The 20,236-nt window shown below is 49.9% G+C and carries 18 protein-coding genes and 1 pseudogene; 8 read left to right on the top strand and 11 right to left on the bottom strand.

Going from position 1 to position 20,236, the window contains the following annotated elements; genetic code table 11:
* Positions 1–24: 24 nt before the first annotated feature.
* The 3 genes from AAGR22_RS02475 to AAGR22_RS02465 form a co-directional block, all read right to left on the bottom strand.
* Entirely contained in the window at positions 25–1,011 is a 987-nt protein-coding gene (locus AAGR22_RS02475) for an ArdC-like ssDNA-binding domain-containing protein (RefSeq protein ID WP_345830067.1), read from the bottom strand.
* 99 nt (positions 1,012–1,110) lie between these two features.
* Positions 1,111–1,758, bottom strand: a complete 648-nt coding sequence (locus AAGR22_RS02470; RefSeq protein ID WP_345830065.1) for a hypothetical protein — start codon at positions 1,756–1,758, stop codon at positions 1,111–1,113.
* A gap of 80 nt (positions 1,759–1,838) precedes the next feature.
* Entirely contained in the window at positions 1,839–2,204 is a 366-nt protein-coding gene (locus tag AAGR22_RS02465; protein WP_345830063.1) for a hypothetical protein, read from the bottom strand.
* A gap of 1,234 nt (positions 2,205–3,438) precedes the next feature.
* Here AAGR22_RS02465 and AAGR22_RS02460 point away from each other — a divergent pair.
* Positions 3,439–4,560 carry a PIN domain-containing protein gene (locus AAGR22_RS02460; RefSeq protein ID WP_345830061.1) on the top strand — a complete coding sequence of 374 codons (1,122 nt, stop codon included), beginning with the start codon at positions 3,439–3,441 and terminating at the stop codon, positions 4,558–4,560.
* Between the two features lie 103 nt (positions 4,561–4,663).
* On the opposite strand, the gene AAGR22_RS02455 is transcribed toward AAGR22_RS02460, so the two are convergent.
* On the bottom strand, positions 4,664–5,566 hold the full coding sequence (locus AAGR22_RS02455) for an integrase domain-containing protein (protein ID WP_345830060.1): 903 nt from the start codon (positions 5,564–5,566) through the stop codon (positions 4,664–4,666).
* Positions 5,567–6,536: 970 nt separating this feature from the next.
* Here AAGR22_RS02455 and AAGR22_RS02450 point away from each other — a divergent pair.
* From AAGR22_RS02450 to AAGR22_RS02430, 5 genes are all read left to right on the top strand, one after another.
* Complete coding sequence (locus AAGR22_RS02450; protein WP_345830058.1) at positions 6,537–7,208, top strand: type II CAAX endopeptidase family protein; 672 nt, start codon at positions 6,537–6,539, stop codon at positions 7,206–7,208.
* Between the two features lie 435 nt (positions 7,209–7,643).
* A complete protein-coding gene (locus AAGR22_RS02445; RefSeq protein WP_345830056.1) occupies positions 7,644–8,816 on the top strand; it encodes an SAVED domain-containing protein in 1,173 nt (390 codons plus the stop codon).
* A complete protein-coding gene (locus AAGR22_RS02440) occupies positions 8,813–10,060 on the top strand; it encodes a nucleotidyltransferase (RefSeq protein WP_345830054.1) in 1,248 nt (415 codons plus the stop codon). Before AAGR22_RS02445 ends, AAGR22_RS02440 begins: the two co-directional genes overlap by 4 nt.
* Complete coding sequence (locus AAGR22_RS02435) at positions 10,053–11,831, top strand: ThiF family adenylyltransferase (protein WP_345830053.1); 1,779 nt, start codon at positions 10,053–10,055, stop codon at positions 11,829–11,831. Before AAGR22_RS02440 ends, AAGR22_RS02435 begins: the two co-directional genes overlap by 8 nt.
* On the top strand, positions 11,831–12,319 hold the full coding sequence (locus AAGR22_RS02430) for a Mov34/MPN/PAD-1 family protein (RefSeq protein ID WP_110212598.1): 489 nt from the start codon (positions 11,831–11,833) through the stop codon (positions 12,317–12,319). The genes AAGR22_RS02435 and AAGR22_RS02430 overlap by 1 nt, the downstream gene beginning before the upstream one ends.
* 11 nt (positions 12,320–12,330) lie before the next feature.
* Here the strand turns inward: AAGR22_RS02430 and AAGR22_RS02425 are convergent, their stop codons facing one another.
* Entirely contained in the window at positions 12,331–12,876 is a 546-nt protein-coding gene (locus tag AAGR22_RS02425; protein ID WP_345830052.1) for a 3'-5' exonuclease, read from the bottom strand.
* A gap of 296 nt (positions 12,877–13,172) precedes the next feature.
* Between AAGR22_RS02425 and AAGR22_RS02420 the strand changes: the two are divergent.
* Both AAGR22_RS02420 and AAGR22_RS02415 read left to right on the top strand, forming a co-directional pair.
* Positions 13,173–13,619 (top strand): annotated as a pseudogene (locus tag AAGR22_RS02420) (DDE-type integrase/transposase/recombinase); the annotation flags it as partial.
* Positions 13,620–13,815: 196 nt separating this feature from the next.
* A complete protein-coding gene (locus AAGR22_RS02415) occupies positions 13,816–14,217 on the top strand; it encodes a hypothetical protein (protein ID WP_345830051.1) in 402 nt (133 codons plus the stop codon).
* 24 nt (positions 14,218–14,241) lie between these two features.
* Here the strand turns inward: AAGR22_RS02415 and AAGR22_RS02410 are convergent, their stop codons facing one another.
* From AAGR22_RS02410 to AAGR22_RS02385, 6 genes are all read right to left on the bottom strand, one after another.
* The gene (locus tag AAGR22_RS02410; protein ID WP_345830050.1) at positions 14,242–15,765 is read right to left on the bottom strand and encodes a conjugal transfer protein TraG N-terminal domain-containing protein; all 1,524 of its coding nucleotides are present in this window, start codon (positions 15,763–15,765) and stop codon (positions 14,242–14,244) included.
* 2 nt (positions 15,766–15,767) lie between these two features.
* A complete protein-coding gene (locus AAGR22_RS02405; protein ID WP_252070940.1) occupies positions 15,768–16,106 on the bottom strand; it encodes a hypothetical protein in 339 nt (112 codons plus the stop codon).
* A gap of 10 nt (positions 16,107–16,116) precedes the next feature.
* Positions 16,117–17,592, bottom strand: a complete 1,476-nt coding sequence (locus AAGR22_RS02400) for an integrating conjugative element protein (protein WP_345830049.1) — start codon at positions 17,590–17,592, stop codon at positions 16,117–16,119.
* Positions 17,592–18,584: a TIGR03756 family integrating conjugative element protein gene (locus AAGR22_RS02395; protein ID WP_345830048.1), complete on the bottom strand. Its 993-nt coding sequence runs from the start codon at positions 18,582–18,584 to the stop codon at positions 17,592–17,594. Before AAGR22_RS02395 ends, AAGR22_RS02400 begins: the two co-directional genes overlap by 1 nt.
* Complete coding sequence (locus tag AAGR22_RS02390; RefSeq protein ID WP_345830047.1) at positions 18,581–18,979, bottom strand: TIGR03757 family integrating conjugative element protein; 399 nt, start codon at positions 18,977–18,979, stop codon at positions 18,581–18,583. Before AAGR22_RS02390 ends, AAGR22_RS02395 begins: the two co-directional genes overlap by 4 nt.
* A 147-nt stretch (positions 18,980–19,126) precedes the next feature.
* Positions 19,127–20,182, bottom strand: a complete 1,056-nt coding sequence (locus AAGR22_RS02385; RefSeq protein ID WP_345830046.1) for a hypothetical protein — start codon at positions 20,180–20,182, stop codon at positions 19,127–19,129.
* Between the last annotated feature and the right edge of the window lie 54 nt (positions 20,183–20,236).

Raw genomic sequence — 20,236 nt, 5'->3', positions numbered from 1 at the left:
AATAACCGCCACCGGATAAGTTAATTACGCCGCCACAGCCTGACTTTCAGGCAGTGCCAGCAGATATTCCGACGCTTCCCGGGCATGCCGGCAGGCGCGGAACAGGGCCTTTTTGTCAGATTTCAGCACCTTCAGCCAGTGGTCCACATAGCTGTCGTGCTGAACCTCACCGAACACGCCGAGCTGAGCACACAAAAACGCACTGCCCATTTCGGCGATGAGCTCCTCCAGGGCATATACCGGGTCCCCGAACTTGCGGGATGAGGAGGTTATCCCCTCCCGGTTAAGTCGCTTCGCATGACCGGTACTGTGTACCAGCTCATGCAACAGCGTGGACCAGCAGTCCGCCTCCGAAAAAAACTGCTCAGCCATCGGCATCACAATTTCATCCGTCAGCGGGCGGTAATAAGCCCGGTTCTGAGGCAGCATCCGGTGTTTAACCCCTGTGGCGTTAAACATCCGGATCACCCTGTTCATCACGTCCGGACAGAGTATGCCGTCCTCATCCACCGTCAGGGGCTGTTCAGGAGAAGCCGCAACCTCTGCCGGCAACCCCTCACACTGCTCAGCGTTGAACAGCTGCAGGGGTTTGAGCATCGGCACGGTTTCCATCAGCGGTTTACCGTCCCTGTCATAAAGGCGGTTGCCTTCGCGATCCTCCGCCTGCTTCGTCCAGTCCTTATAAACCACCGCCAGGGTGGCTTTCTCACCCTTACGCACCTGCCCGCCAGCCTGCTGCACCTGCCGGTAAGTCATCCAGCGGTTATTGCGAAAACCCTGCTCTTCCGCTGACATCCAGAGAAGCAGGACATTCACGCCGCTGTAGTGACGTCCGGTTGTGGCATTCAGGGGCAGACCGACCAGACCGCTGCCGGCAGCCGCGCGCCACGGCTTACGCCAGGGCGCGACGCCGTTTTCCAGCGCGACAACAATGCGGTCGGTTATCTGGCGATAAAGGTCAGTCTGTTTTGCGGGGCGGCGGACCGCCTTACGTAAAGTCGTTTTTTTCATGAGATATACCTTTAATCAGAGGCATATCCCTGCGCCGGCGGGCGCAGAGATACGCCCGTCGACGGGAAAACTCACTCAGGGTGAGCGAAAGAGAAAAGATTACAGCGCGTCAGTTTTTTCAGTGACGCGCTTCAGTTCGTACAGATGGAATTCCGCCAGCACGAAGGCATTCCAGTCCTCACTGCTCAGCACCCGCTCACCACCGGAGAGCATCTGCAGCAACAGGGAATCAAATGCGCCCTCGCTCACCGGTGTTGTCAGTACCGTCTGAGGCATGGTCAGCGTCGGGTGCTCAGGCAGTCCAATGTGGCGTTCAATCCAGCGCAACGGTATTGCCCAGCTGCGGCCTTCGTCAGAAGAATGTATCCGGAAGCTGCCCGGACACAGGTTGTGCAGCAGGACCATCACAACACGCGCAAAGAAATCGCAGGGCTGATGCTGAAAATCCAGCTCCTGGATACTCAGCGTATTGTTGCTGCGCTCCCGCTCAATGGTCATGTTGACCGGCCAGAAACAGCCGCCTGAATCGCCACAGAACGCCATGACATCAGCAACCGGAAACAGATCGGCGGCGCGGCTAAGCGACGGCAGATACATATTTCCCGGACGCAGACGCACCGGCAACTGCCAGAACGTTTCTGTTACGGCCAGGACGAAAGCATGCCAGTGACGTAACGGAACCGTGCTGACGTGCTCGATGATATAAACAACCGACATGGAAGCCGGGGATGAAGACAGGTCTTTCATTGATAAATCCTCCGCAAAGAAAAAAGGGGGATTTATCCCCCGGACGGGAGTAAATCCCCGTCTGGGTGTGTTCTGTCTGATTACATCATTTCGAGGGCGGCGATAGCTTTGTCTCCACAGGCCTCATCCTGCCCGCGGGCCACAGCCTGCTCCCAGAAAGGCCGGTTAATCTCTTTACCGAGACCGTCAAGGGTGCAGAGAAGTTCTCTGGCAGTGGCAGGCAGCGGTGGAATGTCACCGTCCCTGAGAAAACAGACAAACCAGCCATAGGCTGTGCCGGCGTTGATGATGGCATCTTCCGGATACGTCAGTTCATTCGGTTCATCACGGTCCGTATGAAGGCCGAGACGCTGAAATGCCCTGATGCTCAGAAGCTCACTCTCGAGCAGGCAAAGCCAGCTGAGTGTGTCCAGAGGTGTCTTGAGTGTGTAAACGTCTGCGTACATGGGTATATCCTCAGTTAAGTAACGGGATATCCCCTCCGACGGAGAGATATCCCCGTCAGGGTCCACAACATTTGCCGGCAGTCGTTACCGGCCGTTCAGTTCAGAGCATATGACGCTGACTGCTGCTCAGACACATATGCAGGATTAAAGCAAAGGCGTTGCAGCACAGCTCCCGACAGTGGATCTGCGAGATTTGCGCCTGAAATGGCCACGGCATCCAGTATGTCGCCGGCCTTAACCCGGGGAGCGTATCCATAATACTGACACCAGACACAGAGTTCGGGGTCAGCCGGATCACACTCACCGAGTGGCGCGACAAAAACCTGTTCGCCACAGGAGACGTTATCCCGGAGGATTTCACCCCGTATGAAAACGCCACTTACGGGGCCATACTGGGCGGGACATACAGCCCGCCGGGCCTCAGACACCGACAGAATACGAAAAGTGACGTCGTGCAGTGCTTCAGTCATAAGAATGCCCTCCGGAAAGAAAACGGTAGCGCATGTGTGCCAGATGCTGTGCCTGACGGCAGGCATAAAGGTATGCGTTTCGACGGCCTGTTATTCCCTCCGGAAAGGAAACCGGCAGGCGGCGAAAAACATACTCAGCGTGGTGGCACCCGGTGCGGACGGTAAGAAAGACCTTAATGCCCTGGTCTTTGACAGAGGTGATATGCGCACGAACGGCATAATTGCCCGAGCCGTTGACATACCAGCCGCTGTTGCGGTGCAGATAAAAGAAAGATTTTAATCTCCGGACAGCTGCGTCAGCAGACTGCTGAAGTTGCGTAAGAAGGTGTTCAGGGATAACCGCAGAAGAGATGACAGACATGGTGTTTCTCCATAAAAAAAGGAAACACCTGCCCGACCGGGAAGTGTTTCCCGTCGGGGAGTCAGAAAAAACGACATTCTGACTGTCTGGTTAGTACAGAAGGAACCTTTATCGTCGCGTCATAGTGCGCTTAAATTGACGATATCTGCTTTCAAAGGTGTGCAGAGTTACCAATGTTTTGCCCCTTTTCAGGTTACAGGAGCTTTTGTTGTAGCCACCCGAAGGCGATTCTCACAGGCTAATGAATCATTGGTGGTTGCAAAAGCAACGTATAAGCCTGTTCATTTTCAAAACAAAACGCAGATCTGTCAAGCCGCAGATAACCTTGTGTACTGAATCATACAACAAGTATTGGATGAGACTTATACTGAACTATTCCCCTAACCATCTCAGGAAGATGATCATGGAACTCATTACCCGCCTTGTTTATATAGATACATCTGCCTATGAGCGAAAGCATTTTCAGTTTGGCTTATACATTCTTGAAAAACTGGAGAATTTTGCATCAGATGATAAAGTGCGCATCCTTGTTACTGACATCACACGCAGAGAAATTGAATTACATATTAGTAAAAACGCTGAGAAAGCCTTAAAAGAACTTAATAAATTTCAGAAAACGTATGCCCCGATACTGAGAACTACTCCGGCGCATGTACCTAAAGAGATATTCGTAAAACCAGATGCAGAAGCTGTAATCAGCGATGCACTTGCCAGTTTCAAACAGTTTCTTGAATGTGGAGGAGTTGAAGAAATAAGCGTACAAAACATCAATCCTCTTCTGGTATTTGAGAAGTATTTCACTAATGCACCTCCGTTCGATCAGCCCGGAAAGAAAAAAGAGTTTCCGGATGCTTTTACGCTTGAGGCCGTAAACGAGATAGCTGAAAAACGTACGCATAAAGTGTACATTGTTAGTGAAGATAAAGACCTTATATCGGCTTCAGAAAAAAATGAAAGCTTTATCCATTTAAGCAGCATCCAGACATTAGTCGACCTCCTGATTCGTAATGATAAATACCTAGAGGACATGGCTTCTTTCGCAGATGGTGTTTTTGATAAACTCCGTGGCAGCATCACTGAACGTATTAAAGAATACCTTTGTGAAATGGAGTGCATTCCCGAAGGGGCCGACTATCATGATATTGAGATAGGAGAGTTAGAGATTAAAGACGTTGTTTTATCCTTCCCAAAGCTCACTGATGTTAACAGGGATTCAGCAAGCTATGAACTTTCTGTTAAAGTGTCTATTAAGGCTGACCTTCACTATCCAGATTATGAGCGCTCCCCCTGGGACCCAGAAGATAAAGCATATGTTTTTGTATTTGAATCAATATCAAGTTTTATTTTCCATCAGACACTCGGATTAAATATCGATATCGGCTTTCACGATGGCATAAAAGAAAATGCTGAAATAACAGATTTTCAGTTTAATGACAGTTACATTCTTCTGGATGCAGATAAAGGAACTTTGGTCAGTCAAACTGATAATTTTTTTGATGATGATAATGACATGGGGTTTGAATAACTCTACAAATAATTTTTTTCTACAATTATAATTTTAGCAAAAGCACTGTAGCACTCAGTATGCTACAGTGTTTATCACGTCTTGATTTAACTAAATCGCTTAATCAATCGGACACATCTTCCCTGAAATAAACTTGTTTTATATAGCGTCCTCTTCCATCTCCATGCCCCAGATCCATTGAAACAAGTGCCTCGGCTTCCTCACGGCTCATTCCATTTTTAATATGGTGATTTACAGCATCGCGGGAGTAAGCGTAACGTAAACTGTGCGGCGCATTTTTACCATTCATTCCTGCCTCTCTTACAATATTACGGTAGCGATCAATAGCGGTATGCAGAGAGGGTTTATCAATCAGTTTTCCGTTATGTTCACTGACATAACTAATTGCCTTGTCAAGAATTGATAAAACTTTTTCGCGATTAAAAACTGTCGTTTCCCTTGGACGTCCGCCTTTAGTCCCAAAAACAACACGGACACGCTCATGATTATTAATCAGTGCCTGCCTCCATGTCTTTAAAGACTTTGCAGACTGAACGGTTTCTTCTGTTCTCAATCCAAGATATCGGGAAAGTTGCACAGCAAGAGCAACCCCCTCGTCTTTTCTTTGAGCAAAACTGACCACAGCATTAAGTTTTTCGTCTGTAATGGGAAGTTTAGTTCCATCCCGGTTAGCACCAGAAATCCCGAGAGCCTGATTACTCAGGTTAATGTGACTGGGATCGGCCAGTTTACTTCTTCCTGCTGATAATAAAACAGAGCGGATAGCAGACATCTCATTCTGTAACGTCCTGAGAGATAAACTATCTGCCTTCCTGCTCTCAATATACTTTTCAATATGGGAAGTTTTGATATGTTTTACGTCCCTGATCTGAATATTCAGTTCAGACAATCGTTCAGAAAAACGTTCTGCGATTCTTGAACGGTCAGCCACCGTTTTATAACTTCCCCGCCCCTGACGGGCAAGCGTGACGAGTTGTTTGCACAGCTGTTTACTGAATCTGGACATTTCACTCTCTCCAAAGGCATACACGTCCCTCTACTTGTAAAGAAGCAGACGGATCTGTAGACCAGCAATTCATTCCCCGACGACACGGTTGCTTTTGCGCTTCCTGCGTCTCGACTGGTATCTGTGCATCGGGGCGGCGAATTGTTGAGTTCTTGCGAGGCACCCCAGATCTCTGATCTGTTTGCTGCTTATGCAGAGCTGACTTACGTCAAGCTGCCTCCAACACTACTGCTTGTAGTGTTGCCATCGATACCGAGTCGATTTCCTCCTTACTGATAGTTGAACGTTCAGACGGCCTCCCGTCGTGCTTACGTTGATGTGAAAGTGATTTTAAAACCGCACTGACACGGGCTACATGTTGGTCAGATGGTAGTAAAACGTTGAAAACCACGTCGTACGTGGGTTGAGACGTTATGCGCTGCGCGCGTCACTTGGTAGTGTCTTCGCCACTTCACAAGTGACGCCGCGCAGCTTCGTGCTCCTAATGCAACTCCGTAAGCGGCCAAATGTACCAAATGGCCTTATACGTCGGCGCAAAAGTCGTACGAAACTCAGGGCGTATAACTGCAAATGAGAAGACGTTGAACTGATGCCGTTCACAGAACGGAAGTGAATTGAAACTGGCAGATTTGCTACACAGTAAACCTTCATCGCCGCGTCATAGTGCGCTTTCATAGACGATATCTGCTTTCAAAGGTGGGCAGATTTGCCACATTTTTCATGTACTCCCTTCCAGGCTTAGAGAGTTTTATTGTGCAGTCACCCGAAGGCGCTCCTCACAGACTGCCGGAACATTGGTGGTCGCAGCTTAAGTGCGACTGTAGCCACCCGAAGGCGCTCATCACAGGCTACAAGAGCATTGGTGGTCGCCAGTGCGACAGTACAACAATTTAATAGTACCAACAGGGAAATACGACGTCAAATGGATATAGACATCGTTTTTTTGGTGATTAATATGTAGTTTTCTCCGATGAAAATGGTTGATATGGATATTTTCAAACAACGCTTTCTAATTCTTATTTTCGGATTATCTAACTTTTTATTCTTTTATTTATTATTAACTTCTATTGATCTGAATATATTCTTAATGACCAGACTTAATTTCTCAATATTACATTTGCAGATAATTAAGCCTCTAATAACGCTTGTAATTTTTTTATCCATAACCCACTTATTAAATAACACCTCACCTTACCAAGGATTAACCTGGGGAAAACCTAACAAGCAGTCATTTGTTTTTCTTGCACTCATAATTATTGCTTACGCTGCTTCATACTACCTTACGCCGAAAGAACCCTTCGTTACAGATTTTACTAAAGGTTTGTCACACGAAATGGCAGCTGTAAAAATTGCAGCCACTATTATTATTTTCCCACTTCTGGAGGAACTGGTTTTCAGAGGAATTATCCTGAGTTCTTTCTTAAACGCTTTTGGTGAAAAGGTGGGCTATATTATCGGCGGATTGACTGTTTCTTTTTTGTTTGCAGTTATACACACACAATATTCATTCCCCACCAAAATCCAAATGTTTGCACTTTCATTAATTTTCTGTGGAGCAAGATATCAAAGTAGAGGGCTTCTTTTACCAATTCTACTGCATGCTTTTTGTATCGCGCTTGGTCTCTACATCGAATTAAAATAGCAGAATTAAAAAATGGTAGTTATCATTAACACATAATGGTAACTACCTTTTCCCGATTGTCTGACTGCTTCGTGCCAACAGCTGGCGTCATCTACAGAACTGGCTCGACACAGGTTTCGCGGAAAATACTGAGGATCTGTTCTTCGGATGAACATTTCTGCATGGGGGGTGCTCTCAGGTCACTGATAAAGCATTACTGATGCGGTATGTTGATGAACAGGGGCACGTCAAACTGATTATTTTAAGTTTTATCAAATTAACCACATTTTATACCACCAATCATCAATTTGATGCTTTCTTAAATCTAAAAGTTGCTTTAACTCAACACTATAGCGTTTTTTATTAATTTAACTTATGCATCCATTGAAGATGATGAATTAAGCGCCACTTTAGACTTTGATGAACTGTTTTTTTATTTCCTCTGGAGGTAATCACTTGAACGCAGAAGCCCCCCCCAAGAAAAAAGGTGGAAGATTTAACACCAAATCCGAAGTAAAACAGATGGTATGGGTAAGGATGGCAGGACAATGCGAGCTTTGTGGAACAGACCTGACGCATGATTTTCGCGTGGGCACATCCATGCAGTGGGGTGAGGTCGCACATATACTTCCGGCTAGCCCTAAAGGACCCAGAGGGCGAGAAGAGCATAGTGATGAACAGGCTCAAAATCTTACTAATGACTTCTCAAACCTGATGCTGTTGTGCCCAAATTGTCACGAAAAAATAGATCGCGATGATGACGGTTATCCTGAAGATGATTTGAGTGGCCTGCATGAAAGCTGTCTTGCTCGTATACGCCTTGCAGCCTCTCAGCCTGCTGAAGGACGGGCTATACCGCTAATTGTTCAGAGTCAGCATTTTGCATCTACCAATAATATCCCGGCAGGGGAATTGCTGACAGCGATGTCTTCCGAGGGACTGACTGCGTTTGGTCACACAATTAACATCACTTTCAGAGAGCCTGGCCCCCGCGGAAGGGATGACTTGTACTGGCAATTAATTAAGGACGATATCGAGCAGAAGATTTCAGGGGAATTAGCCAAACGCGGAGGCAGCTTCGGCGATATGCCTGCTTTAGCCCTCGTGGGTCTCGCAGACATCCCTGCATTGATTATGCTCGGACAAGCCATCGGAGACCGCTCTAACCGGTATTTATTTTCCAGAAGTCGCACACATGGTCTTCGCTGGCCATCGAAATCCGCTTCTCCTCCTGATTATATATTCTCTCCAGCACCTCAAGGTAATGGGCCACTGGCCTTAGTCCTTTCGATATCGGCGACTATTCCTGAACGGGATATTGAAGCAGTGCTGCCGCGCGTGCGAATCGCGTCGTTCACTATTCCAGAGCCCTCATATGCGATGGTTTCAAACCGGAATGTTATCAACACATTCCGGGATGAACTTCAAAAGCATTTGAGTCAACTTGAAGCAGAATCGGAGCAACCTATCAGCGTCTTTGCTGCGATCCCTGCAGCGCTTGCAATTGAATTTGGTGCTTTGCTGACGACGCAGCATCAGCACCCTTATGTAATTTTTGATAGAGAGAGTAATTCAAACCAGTTCCGGTCAATGCTGACTATCGGCCGCCCTCAGGAGTCACAGAAATGAATAATGAACAGACTAAACACAGCAGCTGGGAATTTTTCCTTCTTCGAGCAGCAAGAGCGATTTCTCTGACCGGTCCGCAGTATGAAAAAATTAATGGCCGCTACGCACAACTGCAGACAATCCTCTCAGCTTCCGATGATCCTATTCTGCAGGATGCACATATTTTTCCGCAGGGATCTATGCGCCTTAAAACTACCATCAACCCCGTGTCTGATGCGCCGGCAGACCTGGGCACAATTGATGCAGATGCAATTGTCTGGCTCCCGAATTCCAGAGGAGTATCAGCGGACACTGTGCTCGAAACGATAGAAAAACGGTTTCAGGAAGGCAGTCGCGTTCATGAGGACATAAAGCCTCTGCGAAGAGGGGTACGTGTTGTTTATGCAGATCAGAACCCAGGTTTTCATATTGACGTGACCCCAGCACGACCCCGCAGCTGGAATGATGAAACTCACGGCCATGGCATGCTTGAAGTACCAGATAGAGAAACTGGGTGGAAAGCGAGCAGCCCTATCCCCTATGCAGACTGGCTCCATGATGCTTCGGAGAGTCAAATCATGCTTGAAAATTATGTTGCTCTCAATAAAAGTCGGGCTGCTGCAGATTCCGCGACCATAGCCCCACTACCCGAATATGAAGAATATCAGACCGAGGATCCACTTAGAGCCAGTATCAAGCTTCTGAAACGCCATCGCGATGAATGGGCTATTTGCACTAAAAATGAAAGATCGCGCCCAATTTCAGCTGTCATCACAACACTCGCCGCTCACGCCTGGCTGAATGTAGCAATGCAATCGCGGCAAAGGCCATTTACGCCACTTGAAGCCATTCTTGAGATCGTCAGAACTATGCCAAACTTCATTCGAAGCAATGGACAGGAATACATGGTCTGTAATCCAGAGGATAGCGGCGAAAACTTTGCAGAAAAATGGAATCGCCCAGGAGAAGGCTCTGCTTACCAAAGGGCGTTCTATGAATGGCATGAAAGTGCCTGCGAGGCATTCAGCCTTGGACTTGAAAGCTATTCATCCGTGGAATCATTTGCCAAGGCAGTAAACGAAAGCTTCGGAATCGGGCGTTCATTTGTAGATGAAGTAAATACTAGTATCCCCGCTAACTGGACAATGCCGGGTCGGCCTTCAGGTATGAACCGAAACTCTGTTTCAATGGGAGCGCTGTTTGGAGGTGTGGCTGGCGGCGATCAATCTCAGGCTGATACGAAACCGGTAGGTCGACTTGGTTAATATTCCAGATGATGCGGTTGCACAGGGAATTGCCACACTTGAGGCACTCCTAAACACAGGTAATGCCGCAGGTCTACTGCAGCACACCAAAGCGCGCTCAGATGAAACCGTAGCATACCGTTTCCCGCTTCCAACAGATTATCTGGGCATAGAAAGGACATTGCACATAGGATTTCCCAAGGGATTCCCATCCGCTGGTCTCAATCTGTATGTGGATCCCTCACCTTGGCTTGTTTGGCCACACGCAACAAAAGCAGGTCTATGTCTTCACGGGTTTAAAGAAGAGCCAGTTACGGGGTCACCTGACACAGTAGTTCGCGACAGCATTAATCGGCTGAAGAAAATATTGTCTTTATCCATCCAGGGCGCAAACGCAGATAAACGTAATCTCGAATTTCAGAATGAGATTACGTCTTACTGGATAAGACAGCACGGTAGGTCTGTACGGAATGTATTGCTCATTGGGCGGCCAGAATATGCTTCTGAACTATTCGCACTCAGTGATTCTCGATACATCGTTCCCTCAGGCTATGAGTCAGTCTGGTTATCATCAGATATAAAAGCTCTTGGTAGCCATGCCCGCCGGATTATGGGAAGGCAAGTCACGATACGCTCTCCACATGCAGGCGGTTTTTTTGTAAAACTCAAAAGTTTTCCTGGACTCGTGTTTCCAGCACCGGCAGAGCTGTTGTCGTGGATCCTCCCTCATGTATCTGAGGCGGATGCGACAAAACTTTCTACGTGGTTTAGTACCAGTAGCTCACTTATTTCCCGATGGCTGATTCTGGAGTTACCTGGCAAAGCCGGCGCGCCTTTATACACACTGAATGTTTTTGCAAAGGTAGATACTCGTCGCCGTAGCCCATTCTTCGGATCGCGCTCCGCACGTCGGAAACCTTTGGCGATAACCGGGCAACATCCTGCAATTATTTATTCCTCCAGATTAAACGTCATTGACCGTACAGATTTCTATGCGCGAGATTTAAGCGGCAGCATCAGAGGGCTGGAAGCAGCACACGTTGTGTTCATCGGGGTAGGATCGCTGGGTGGGGCTGTTGCATCACAACTTGCAAGGTCGGGGCTTAAACATCTGACTCTTATCGACCCAGATACTTTTGAGTCCGCCAATATGGGAAGGCATGTGCTTGGCATGGATGATTTAGGTAAATTCAAAGTCGATGCACTTAAAACCAGGCTCATGCGGGATCATCCAACTTCTGCGGTCAAAGCTTTTAATACGTATGTGCAATTTGCCTTGGAAGACAAGCCTGACCTTCTTCAGACTGCTGATTTAGTTATCATCACAACAGCTGACTGGGAGTCTGAAGCTAGTTTGTGGAAACTAAAAGCAAAAGGTCAATCATGGGCATTTATTCAGGGATGGAGTGAACCTCATACGCTTGTGGGACATGCATTAGCGTCACCTCGAGGTGACTATGATGGCAGGCACTTATTCAGTGACAACGGCGACTTTAGTCACAAATATACAGAGTGGCCGGAAGGAGGGGTTGTTCCGCTACCTGCCTGCGGGGAAAGTTTCATTCCCGGGAACGCAGCGGGTATGAATACCATCGCCACAATGATAACACAGGCATCGATTCAGTATCTGAACGGTATTAAAAAGGAATCGCTCTGGTTAACAAGCATAAACCGCCCTGCTGATGCACAGGTGCAGGGCGGGACGTATATCGGCCCTGACTTACCGACAGGAACCATTCAAACTGTTCTGGAGCGGGCTTGGCCCGAATCTACACATGAGGCTGGAAAATAATGGAGGTTACCTGGAGTTGGAAATGGCCCGGTGTTGAGGACGTCTTACTGGTATCCCACTCCGCGGCTGATATTTTTCACTGTAATCGGCAAATAAGTGGGGAACATGAGCGAGGGGGTCAGCTTTTTGTCGACCCCAATCATCCAGACGGTATCATTTTGTCTCTTGCAACAGCACCACACAAAGCCGACAACGCAGGGCGAACATGGCTTGAGTTAGACCCTGAACGCTGTAAGAAGGAGATTCAAAAGGCAAATGCTCTTGGGTTACGATTAATAGGATACTGGCATACGCATCCTCAGGTAATACCGCAGATATCGAGTGCAGATATTTCGAGCTTTTCCCGCTTTGCGCAACGTTACTCTCAGGTACTTCCGCATCCTGTAGCCATTATCGTCGGCACATCTCCAGATACTTCAGGAATTAAAGCTTGGTTATTTAGAGAGGGGGGGTATTTTGAAGCTGTCAGAATGGACTGTCCCTTTTAGCAGAATCACAACTAACGGCCTGATCGCGCGAGTAATAAAGAAAAAAGTTCAGCCTGAAAACGGGCATCATCAAGCGCATTATGCGTGGGTTGGGTTAGAGGGGCAAGGACTGCAGACATATGTGATGATTTTGTGTCTGACCACTCGCACCCCATAGCCCCCATGTAGCAGGCTTTAATGTCTATGGCTGTGAAACCAAAGGGGTTGCTGCCAATATACTTGTGAAAGTAGTAATTGATGAATGACCAGTCAAATGGGGCATTCAGACCGACAAAAATGGGTTTCCGATGTTGAGAAATCAAAGAAGCAAGCCAGTCTTTTAGCTTTAACATAGCCTGTTCTGGAGCAACTCCCTCGTTCAGTAGTCGGTTAATATCAAGCCCAGTCACAGCAAGAGATTCAGCATCATGCTTCTCGCCCTCTGGTTGAAGTTCAAGGTACAGTGCGTTCTCAGGATCACTCACCAGACAAGCCCCAATTGATAGGAGGCTGTAAATTCCGGGAACAGGACCTGACGTTTCAATATCAACTGACACATATATCTCGGAATTGCGCATAGAAATCCTCTGATGAAGAATTTGGTAATCTGGGTAGGGGCTGATCTTACATCAAAGACTGAATAATCATGGCAGTCAATGTTTCCACGAGTTGATGAAATTCGTTGTTTGGTAGGTTATGTTGTGCCCCCCAGATATCTTGCCCCGTTAGCATGTCCGCCTCGTGCTGTGAGTTCAACGGGTCGATGTAACGCTACCTTAATCAAGTGGGACGTTGCCATGAAACGAAGAACTCGGATTAACTATATACCAGAACAGAAGGCGATTATCTGGGACAGATATAAACAAGGTGATTCAAGCGCTGGGCTTACCTCACCGTAGTTCTCAAACTGTTCGCAAGGAAACCAGTGGGATGGGCAATGTCGTTCTCACCGGATAGCAGACTGACTATCAAAGCGCTGGAAATGGCGTGGGAAATTCGCGGCAAGCCTGCCGGGGTGATGTTCCGCAGCGATCAAGGCTGCCACTTTACAAGCAGGCAGTTCCGGCAATGTCTGTGGCGATATCGGATCAGACAAGGTATGAGTCGGCGTGGAAATTGCTGGGATAATAGCCCAATGGAACTCTTCTTCAGAAGCCTGAAGAATGAGTGGGTGCCAGCGACTGGCTATATAAGCTTCGATACTGCCCATGCGATAACTTACTATATTGTTGGGTATTACAGCGAACTCAGGCCACACGAATATAACGGCGCGTTACCACCAAACGAATCGGAAAAACGATACTGGAAAAACTCAAAGTAGAGGCCAGTTTTAGTTGACCACTACATTACGCATAGAATCCCCTTCTATGATGGCGTAGTCGTAACGCATTGGAAAAAATATTAACCTTATGATTTTAGAGAATTTATTAGGTAGCCCAGAGTGCTGAAACAGTAATTAGCAATTGCTCAAAAAATCCGCTATAGTCCCTGAGAACTCACCTAATTCGGAGGGGGATATGTATCAGTCTCAAGAGAAACGCGCCTGGGAACGTGGTGTTCGTCTCGCTGCAATATGGAAGGGTACCAAAAAAATTTTTACACGTTTAGATCAGCGCTGCGTCATGCTGGCTAAACTATACAAACTGCCGAAGTGGTTAGGCCACTTGCCGCTGCTTTTAGCTGCCCTTTGTTCGTTAGTTGCGCTTATAGCAGGCGGTCTCCTGATAAGCTGCAGCGCAGTTTTATTATGGGCTTTAATTGCTGCCATAACACATATCGGATCTGGCTCTGAAAATGCTTCAATAAATAGTTTTAATGAAAAGAAAGATGAAAATAATTTTCATGATGAATTTGTAATGAATAGCGCCACCAATAATGAATATGATGGCGCTCCTTACAAATCCCCGAGTGAAGATTAGGCCGAATTAACTGTACCAGTAAAACTACCCTTTGGTTGCTTTACTGCCGATAGCATTACCAGCAGCTTCTCCAAATTTCCCGCCTGTATTCTGAGCAGTTTCAGTACCCTTTTGAAAGGCAGCGCTAACAGCGACACCCACGCTGGCCCCTGCCCACGAAAGAGCTCCCAGCCAAACAGCAGGCAGTACGATAAACATCGCTCCCATCACCAGATTCATAATGAGGTCATCTGAGCTGTTCTGCAGTCCCGCCATATTAAAGCGGCTGTGTGTATCTGAACTGTACAACGCTGTCAGGAGCCAGCTGTCGAGCCAGCGCGCCAGTTCCCACCAGAACGTCAGGAAGTTCAGAGCGAATATTACAAAAGTCAGAGTGATAACGGTCTTGAACTCGTAAGCCGCAAACGCGAGAATCAGCGGTAGCATGACGTAGATTGCCATCAGCAGGATAGCCTGCACCATTGGCAGCGCCTGTCGCATCGCATCGAACGCCGGGAACGCCGCCAGACTGCCGAGAGATGTACCGCCAATAGCCGCCACGCGTGCCGCTGCATTATCCAGGGTAAAATCGGCGTTGCCGCCATAGCCGGCATACACATGGCCACTCTGTGAGACCGTCAGGCTCTCCGGGCTGACCAGGCGCCGTATGACAGCTTCCTGATAGTCACTGTCGTTAAAGCCGGACATTTTCATGGCGGCCGAGATACGCAGCCACATATCGGGGTCAGCCTGGTCCTTCACGCGGGCTTTCAGACCGGTATCCGCACTGCTCCACCACTCGCTGCAGGTAGGATAACCGCCTCTTCCGGTATTAGGCCGGCCGCTGTCCCGGTTGTCGCTCCACGGGAACGCCGCCCGTGGCAGTTTCGACTGCAGCGACAGATAGTACCGGCTCAGGAATGTACTGCTGCCGATCCATTCGATATCACGCAGCGTGGTTTTGTCCTTTGTCTGTCCTTGGTCCTGTTGCTTCCACAGATACAACGCAACCGAATAGCAGTCGTTGGTGAAGTCCTGCAGTTCCTGCGCCAGCGCTTTGTTGTCGATACGCGTATGCTGAACTTCAAAGCGGATCTGGCGCATGTCAGGGCGGCAGGGAATGGTCGCCACGGCCGCCTGGGTGACCCCTTTCGAGAGTTTATGAATCAGTACCCACCATACCGGTGCTGCAGCCGTCTGGTCGTTGAGACTGGTGACCACGCCGGCATAGCCGCTTTCATCCGGCGCTTTTGGCGTCCACACACCACAGCTCTTTGCCCGGGTTGTGTCGTACTGCATCGTACTGAGGCTGACATTAATCAGCGGCACGCAGCAGGCAATCATCACCAGGAACCCGGCATACAGCGCGTTCTCGATACGGGGCAGCGACAGCATCCCCTTGTTGCCTTCATCCTCCCCCTCTTCACGGACCCTGAGCCAGATACCCACCACCTTGAACGCCAGCGGCAGGACAAAAAGGCCGGTGCTCAGCAGGACATTCCACAGGCCGTTATTGATCACCCAGCCGAGCAGCGTGAGAAAATACTCAAGATAGCTGTTTGTCGTCATCTTCAGGCTCCCGGACCGGTAAACATCGCGTACTCACACAACGCGATAAAAAGCACACTGACCATACTGATGCGCAGCAGCGGCCGCCGGTATGCCTCCCGGAAGCCCGGCGCATGCCGGATTTTCCAGAGGCCCCAGGCAACCAGCGCATACAGCGCCAGTCGCCACATCAGCCAGCCGTAACGCGTCGACTGCATCCAGCTCCGGAATGCAGCTGCTTCAGTCGGATGTTTCATGGCGGTGTCAGCCATCATCAGTGAGACCACCATGAACAGCGCCGTGCAGGCGAGGAAGATGCCGGCACGGGTAAGGACTTTCCTGACAGTCGTTTTATTACGCATATTTATTCCCTCATTCAGCCGACTGCGGCGCTGCCATCTGATTGAAGCGACTGTCGGTATTGTCATCAGACTGGGTCTGCGGGTTGGTTTCGACGCGCTGGTTCTCCCTGTCGATAATGGTCAGCACCGAATTACGTGACAGTTCGCGCTTCATCTCCATCTCGTTTTTCAGCGCCGCGATTTCCCGATCCAGCGCCTCGATACGCTGACCGGCGGTATCAATGGCCTTTGGCTGGGCAGCGGCATTCGGCTCCGACATACCGGTAACCATCATGCGACGCATCAGCAGCGCCGTTTCCACCGTGTCAGACATGGCCAGCTCGCCGGCAAGACGGGCGGTCAGGGCAGCATTATCCGGGTCACGCTGCAGGGCTTTAATCACGCCAGCCGTCACCGGCAGTCCGCCGGTTTTCAGCTTCGCCAGATTCGTGGCCGTGGGCTTTTCCGTACCGTTGACGAGCCTGACCAGCTGCTCAGCGTTGGCTTTGGTTGCCTCTTCCAGCAGTGGGGCAAAACCGGTGCCGGCAACGGTCGTACCGGGCTGGTCATCCGCATCACCGCTGGTACATTCGCTCGCGTTGGCACAGGTGCGCATTGAGCGATCGCCCAGTACCTTCACGGTCATGGCCGCCGCCTCTTCAGCGCTGCCGAATTTAGAGCATGCGCCACCGTTACAACTGCTTTCGCCGACAGTCGAATCAGACGTGACGGGCAGACCGTTCATCATGTTGTAGCCGGCAGCGACAAGGTCATGGGTGACACGTATTGCGGGCTGCCCCGCCCCCCCACGTTTCTGGCCGCCAACCCAGTTACTACCTGACGCGCCGCTGGCCTTGCGACCTGCGTCATCAACACGTACTGCGTCAGCATCACCGCTGTTTACGATGGATTTGTATTCATCCATCATGGCCTGCTGCGTCCAGTTACTGCTGTCGCTGAAGTCCATCATTTTTTTCGCCATGTTCTGGCAGTTGAGTTGCGCCTTGTCGAATGACACATTGGCCTGAAGCACGCCGTTGGTGAGCATGTCATACAGCCCCGGGTTGGCACGCTGGATAACCATCGCCGGCAGACTGGCCACCGCGCCGGTGGCCCCCTGAATCACGTCGCCCATCAGGTTTTTAAAGCCGGATGTGACGCCGTTGAGCTGGTTGCCGACGGTGGTTTTCAGGTCGAAATTGCCGCACATCAGGTCACTGCTCCAGCCGGTATTCAGCCCCAGCTTCTGCATATTGCCGCGCGTGGCTGGCTGGGAAATGACCGACCCGCCGCCGAGGGTGTAGAACAGTTTGTCCGACACCGCTCCATCGACGGACTTGCCGTAACCGATGGCGCTGTTGTTCACCTGCGGCAGGGACATGCCGAGAATGGTATTGTCATCATCGGCCGCGTGCGCGGCCGGGAGAACGGTCAGCAGGGAGCCGGTCAGCAGCAGGCTTACGCGAACGGCTGAAAATAAATGTGATTTTTTCACGGTTTTCCTCATCAGATATCAGTGCTGTCCAGAAATGTCTGCCCGCGCTTTTTGCAGCAACTGTAGGGCTGCCAGAGCGCAAAGGCTTCGTTGTTATCGCTCGCGGCGGTGTGGCTCCCGTCAGGGAAGACGGCACATGACTGTGTCATGTGGGGAGCCAGCCGCTGCCATTTGTGATTTTGCGTGCTGGTGTTTTCCGTGACTGCTCCCGGTGGCCAGTACCCGTCATGGCGATTGCCCTGGAGCACCTGATACACGTGCGGCTGCCCGGCGCGGGTGATAATGTCTGCCACGCGCTGTGCCACCACGGCAGAGGCTTTATCATCATCGGTCTGGCTGATAAAGCCGGAGCGGGGATAGACGTTGCCCCACATGTTCGCCGCTGCCTGGCTGCCCACTTCACGCTGGCCGGGCACAAGCGCTTCCGGATACAGGGACTCCGGCACGCCCGTGCGCCAGGCCGCCGAATCAAGCGTACTCAGGAAGTAAGGCATTAACGGGGTGGCTGCGGTATCACAGGAATAGCCCGGAATACTGCCGCCAATGAGGGACGTGGCCGGGTGGCCAATCGCATCGGCATACTTGAAACGCACGGCGGACTTGCGCTGGCCGGGATTTTTCATGTCGGCCGGATTGGCTCCTCCGGCAGAAACACCGGAAAGGCCGCTGGTCACGGCACTCTCCAGCCCGCCGGCGGTCTGGCTGACAAACGCCATTTCCTGCCACGGGTTGCCGCCCGGCGCGACATAGGTCGAAACGACTGCCTGAGGAATGAAGTGGGTGACTTTGACCGACGTGCGCACCTTGCAGTCAAAGGGGGTACAGAACAGCCAGTAACAGATGCCACTGACACGCCAGCTGATACAGTTTTGCGACACGGCGCTGGCAATAATCTGCGCCGTGTTAAGTGCTGCAACAGCTGCCGGCGCGGTTGCCGTACTCAGTACCGTGGCAACACCCAGCGAGCACAGCGTGGTTCTGATGCGGGAAGGTTTTGTATTCACTGACCACCTCCCCGGTTACGCAGGGCAGTGGCCACGGCCACATCCGTGGTGCCATACACCACATCACGGTCATCAAATACGACTGCCGGCACTTTTTTGATGCCCAGCTCCCAGGCACGGACCACCTGTCGATAAGAATCGTTTAGTTGCAGTTGTTTTTGTTGCCAGGCAGGAGACGTCATAACCTGCCTGACCTGTGCTTCGGCCTGCTGAGGGTCTGCAGGCAATTCCCCGAACATGTCGGCCTGCAGCCGGTCAGGACCATCAAGAAGCACCATCGGCACACCCGGTGGCAGGTTTGCCGGCAGATGCTGACTGTCGGTGAAGACGACCGTGCCGGCCAGTACGGATGCCGGCAGCAGAGCCGGCAGGAAAACAAGGGAGGTCAGTTTCATGAATCGGGACTCCGTCAGACTGAATCGCCTGACAGCGTGCCCGTGACCGTTCAGAAAAGCCGCAATAAACTGTTTTTCCGTTAACGGAAATTATTTGTAAACCGTCTGGCGAAGAGAAAAACTACCGGTTGATGAGCGATGATGAGCTTATCCATCGTCACGGCTTTTGATTCTGATAGCATAATCCTTGTCAACCATTCCCGCGGAACTGTTTGCATTAACCATGGAGGGCCTCACCCAGTGAAGTTTGTCATTTCTACGACGTATATGACCTCTCCGAAGGTGCATTCTTTTACTGCCCCCTTTGGTGCCTTCACCACTTGATTGAGCAGCGACTTTCTCATCTGAAAGCTGCAATACCTTATACGTGTAAGCGGGTAAATCCTTTTTCTCCATAGGCTTTACACGCCTTCCATTAACGAATTTTTTTTGCGGTTTAGCGCTCAACGTTACAGGTTTGACGTTCTCACAGTTCAGAACGCTACACGCCTGTATAAAAGCCTGAAGTTCGTCTCTGGTATCGATAAGTATCTGCGCATAAAGCCGGTCAAGACTACCAGCCTGGGCGCTCATCTCATCTTTGAACTCCGGGCAGGCAACAAATGGTTCAGCTTTAAACTGAGCACTGCCAGGAGTGAGAGATCCCGAGTCCCGTAAAACCTCCAGCGCAATTTTCGACGCCGGAAGTTGCTTTTCATCAGCGACTCTTTTACGTAATGTATTTTCATGGGGGAAGAAGACCCCTCCAATACCTAAAATCCACTGGCTAATTGAGTCGGACCAGGAAATTGGGAGAATAAATACTCCGCCATCGGTAAAACTTTTGAGAATTTGATTGCATCCGGGAACAGGTTCAAACCCGGCTCGACTCTCCCAGCACAGAGCGATTCGTTTAGTGGAGGGTAAAGTTGAAAAACCAGGGACATCTTTATCGGGCTCGTCCTTAACCCAGGGGATCTCAAAAACGACTACAGGATAGGGCAATCTTGCTAAATCAAGGTGAGCCTGCCTGTATTCATCAGGCTCAATAATGTCACAACAATTAGGTAAAATGAATTTAGGGCTTTCATGTAATAAATCAACGACCTGCCTCATAACATAGGCAGTATAAGGTGCATTTTCACGTATCCCCCGCTCCATAACTTTTAAATCTTTTATAGCTTCGACGGTATAATTCAGGGGCTTAACCGTTTCTGTATACACTTGAGGGCTCCTTATTCAATGATTCAAACCACATCCTAGAAAAGGAGTAATCAT

The organism is Erwinia sp. HDF1-3R, from assembly GCF_039621855.1.
GTDB lineage: Bacteria > Pseudomonadota > Gammaproteobacteria > Enterobacterales > Enterobacteriaceae > Erwinia.
The sequence above is the reverse complement of the archived record's forward strand: the minus strand, read 5'-3'. Positions and strand labels throughout refer to the sequence as shown.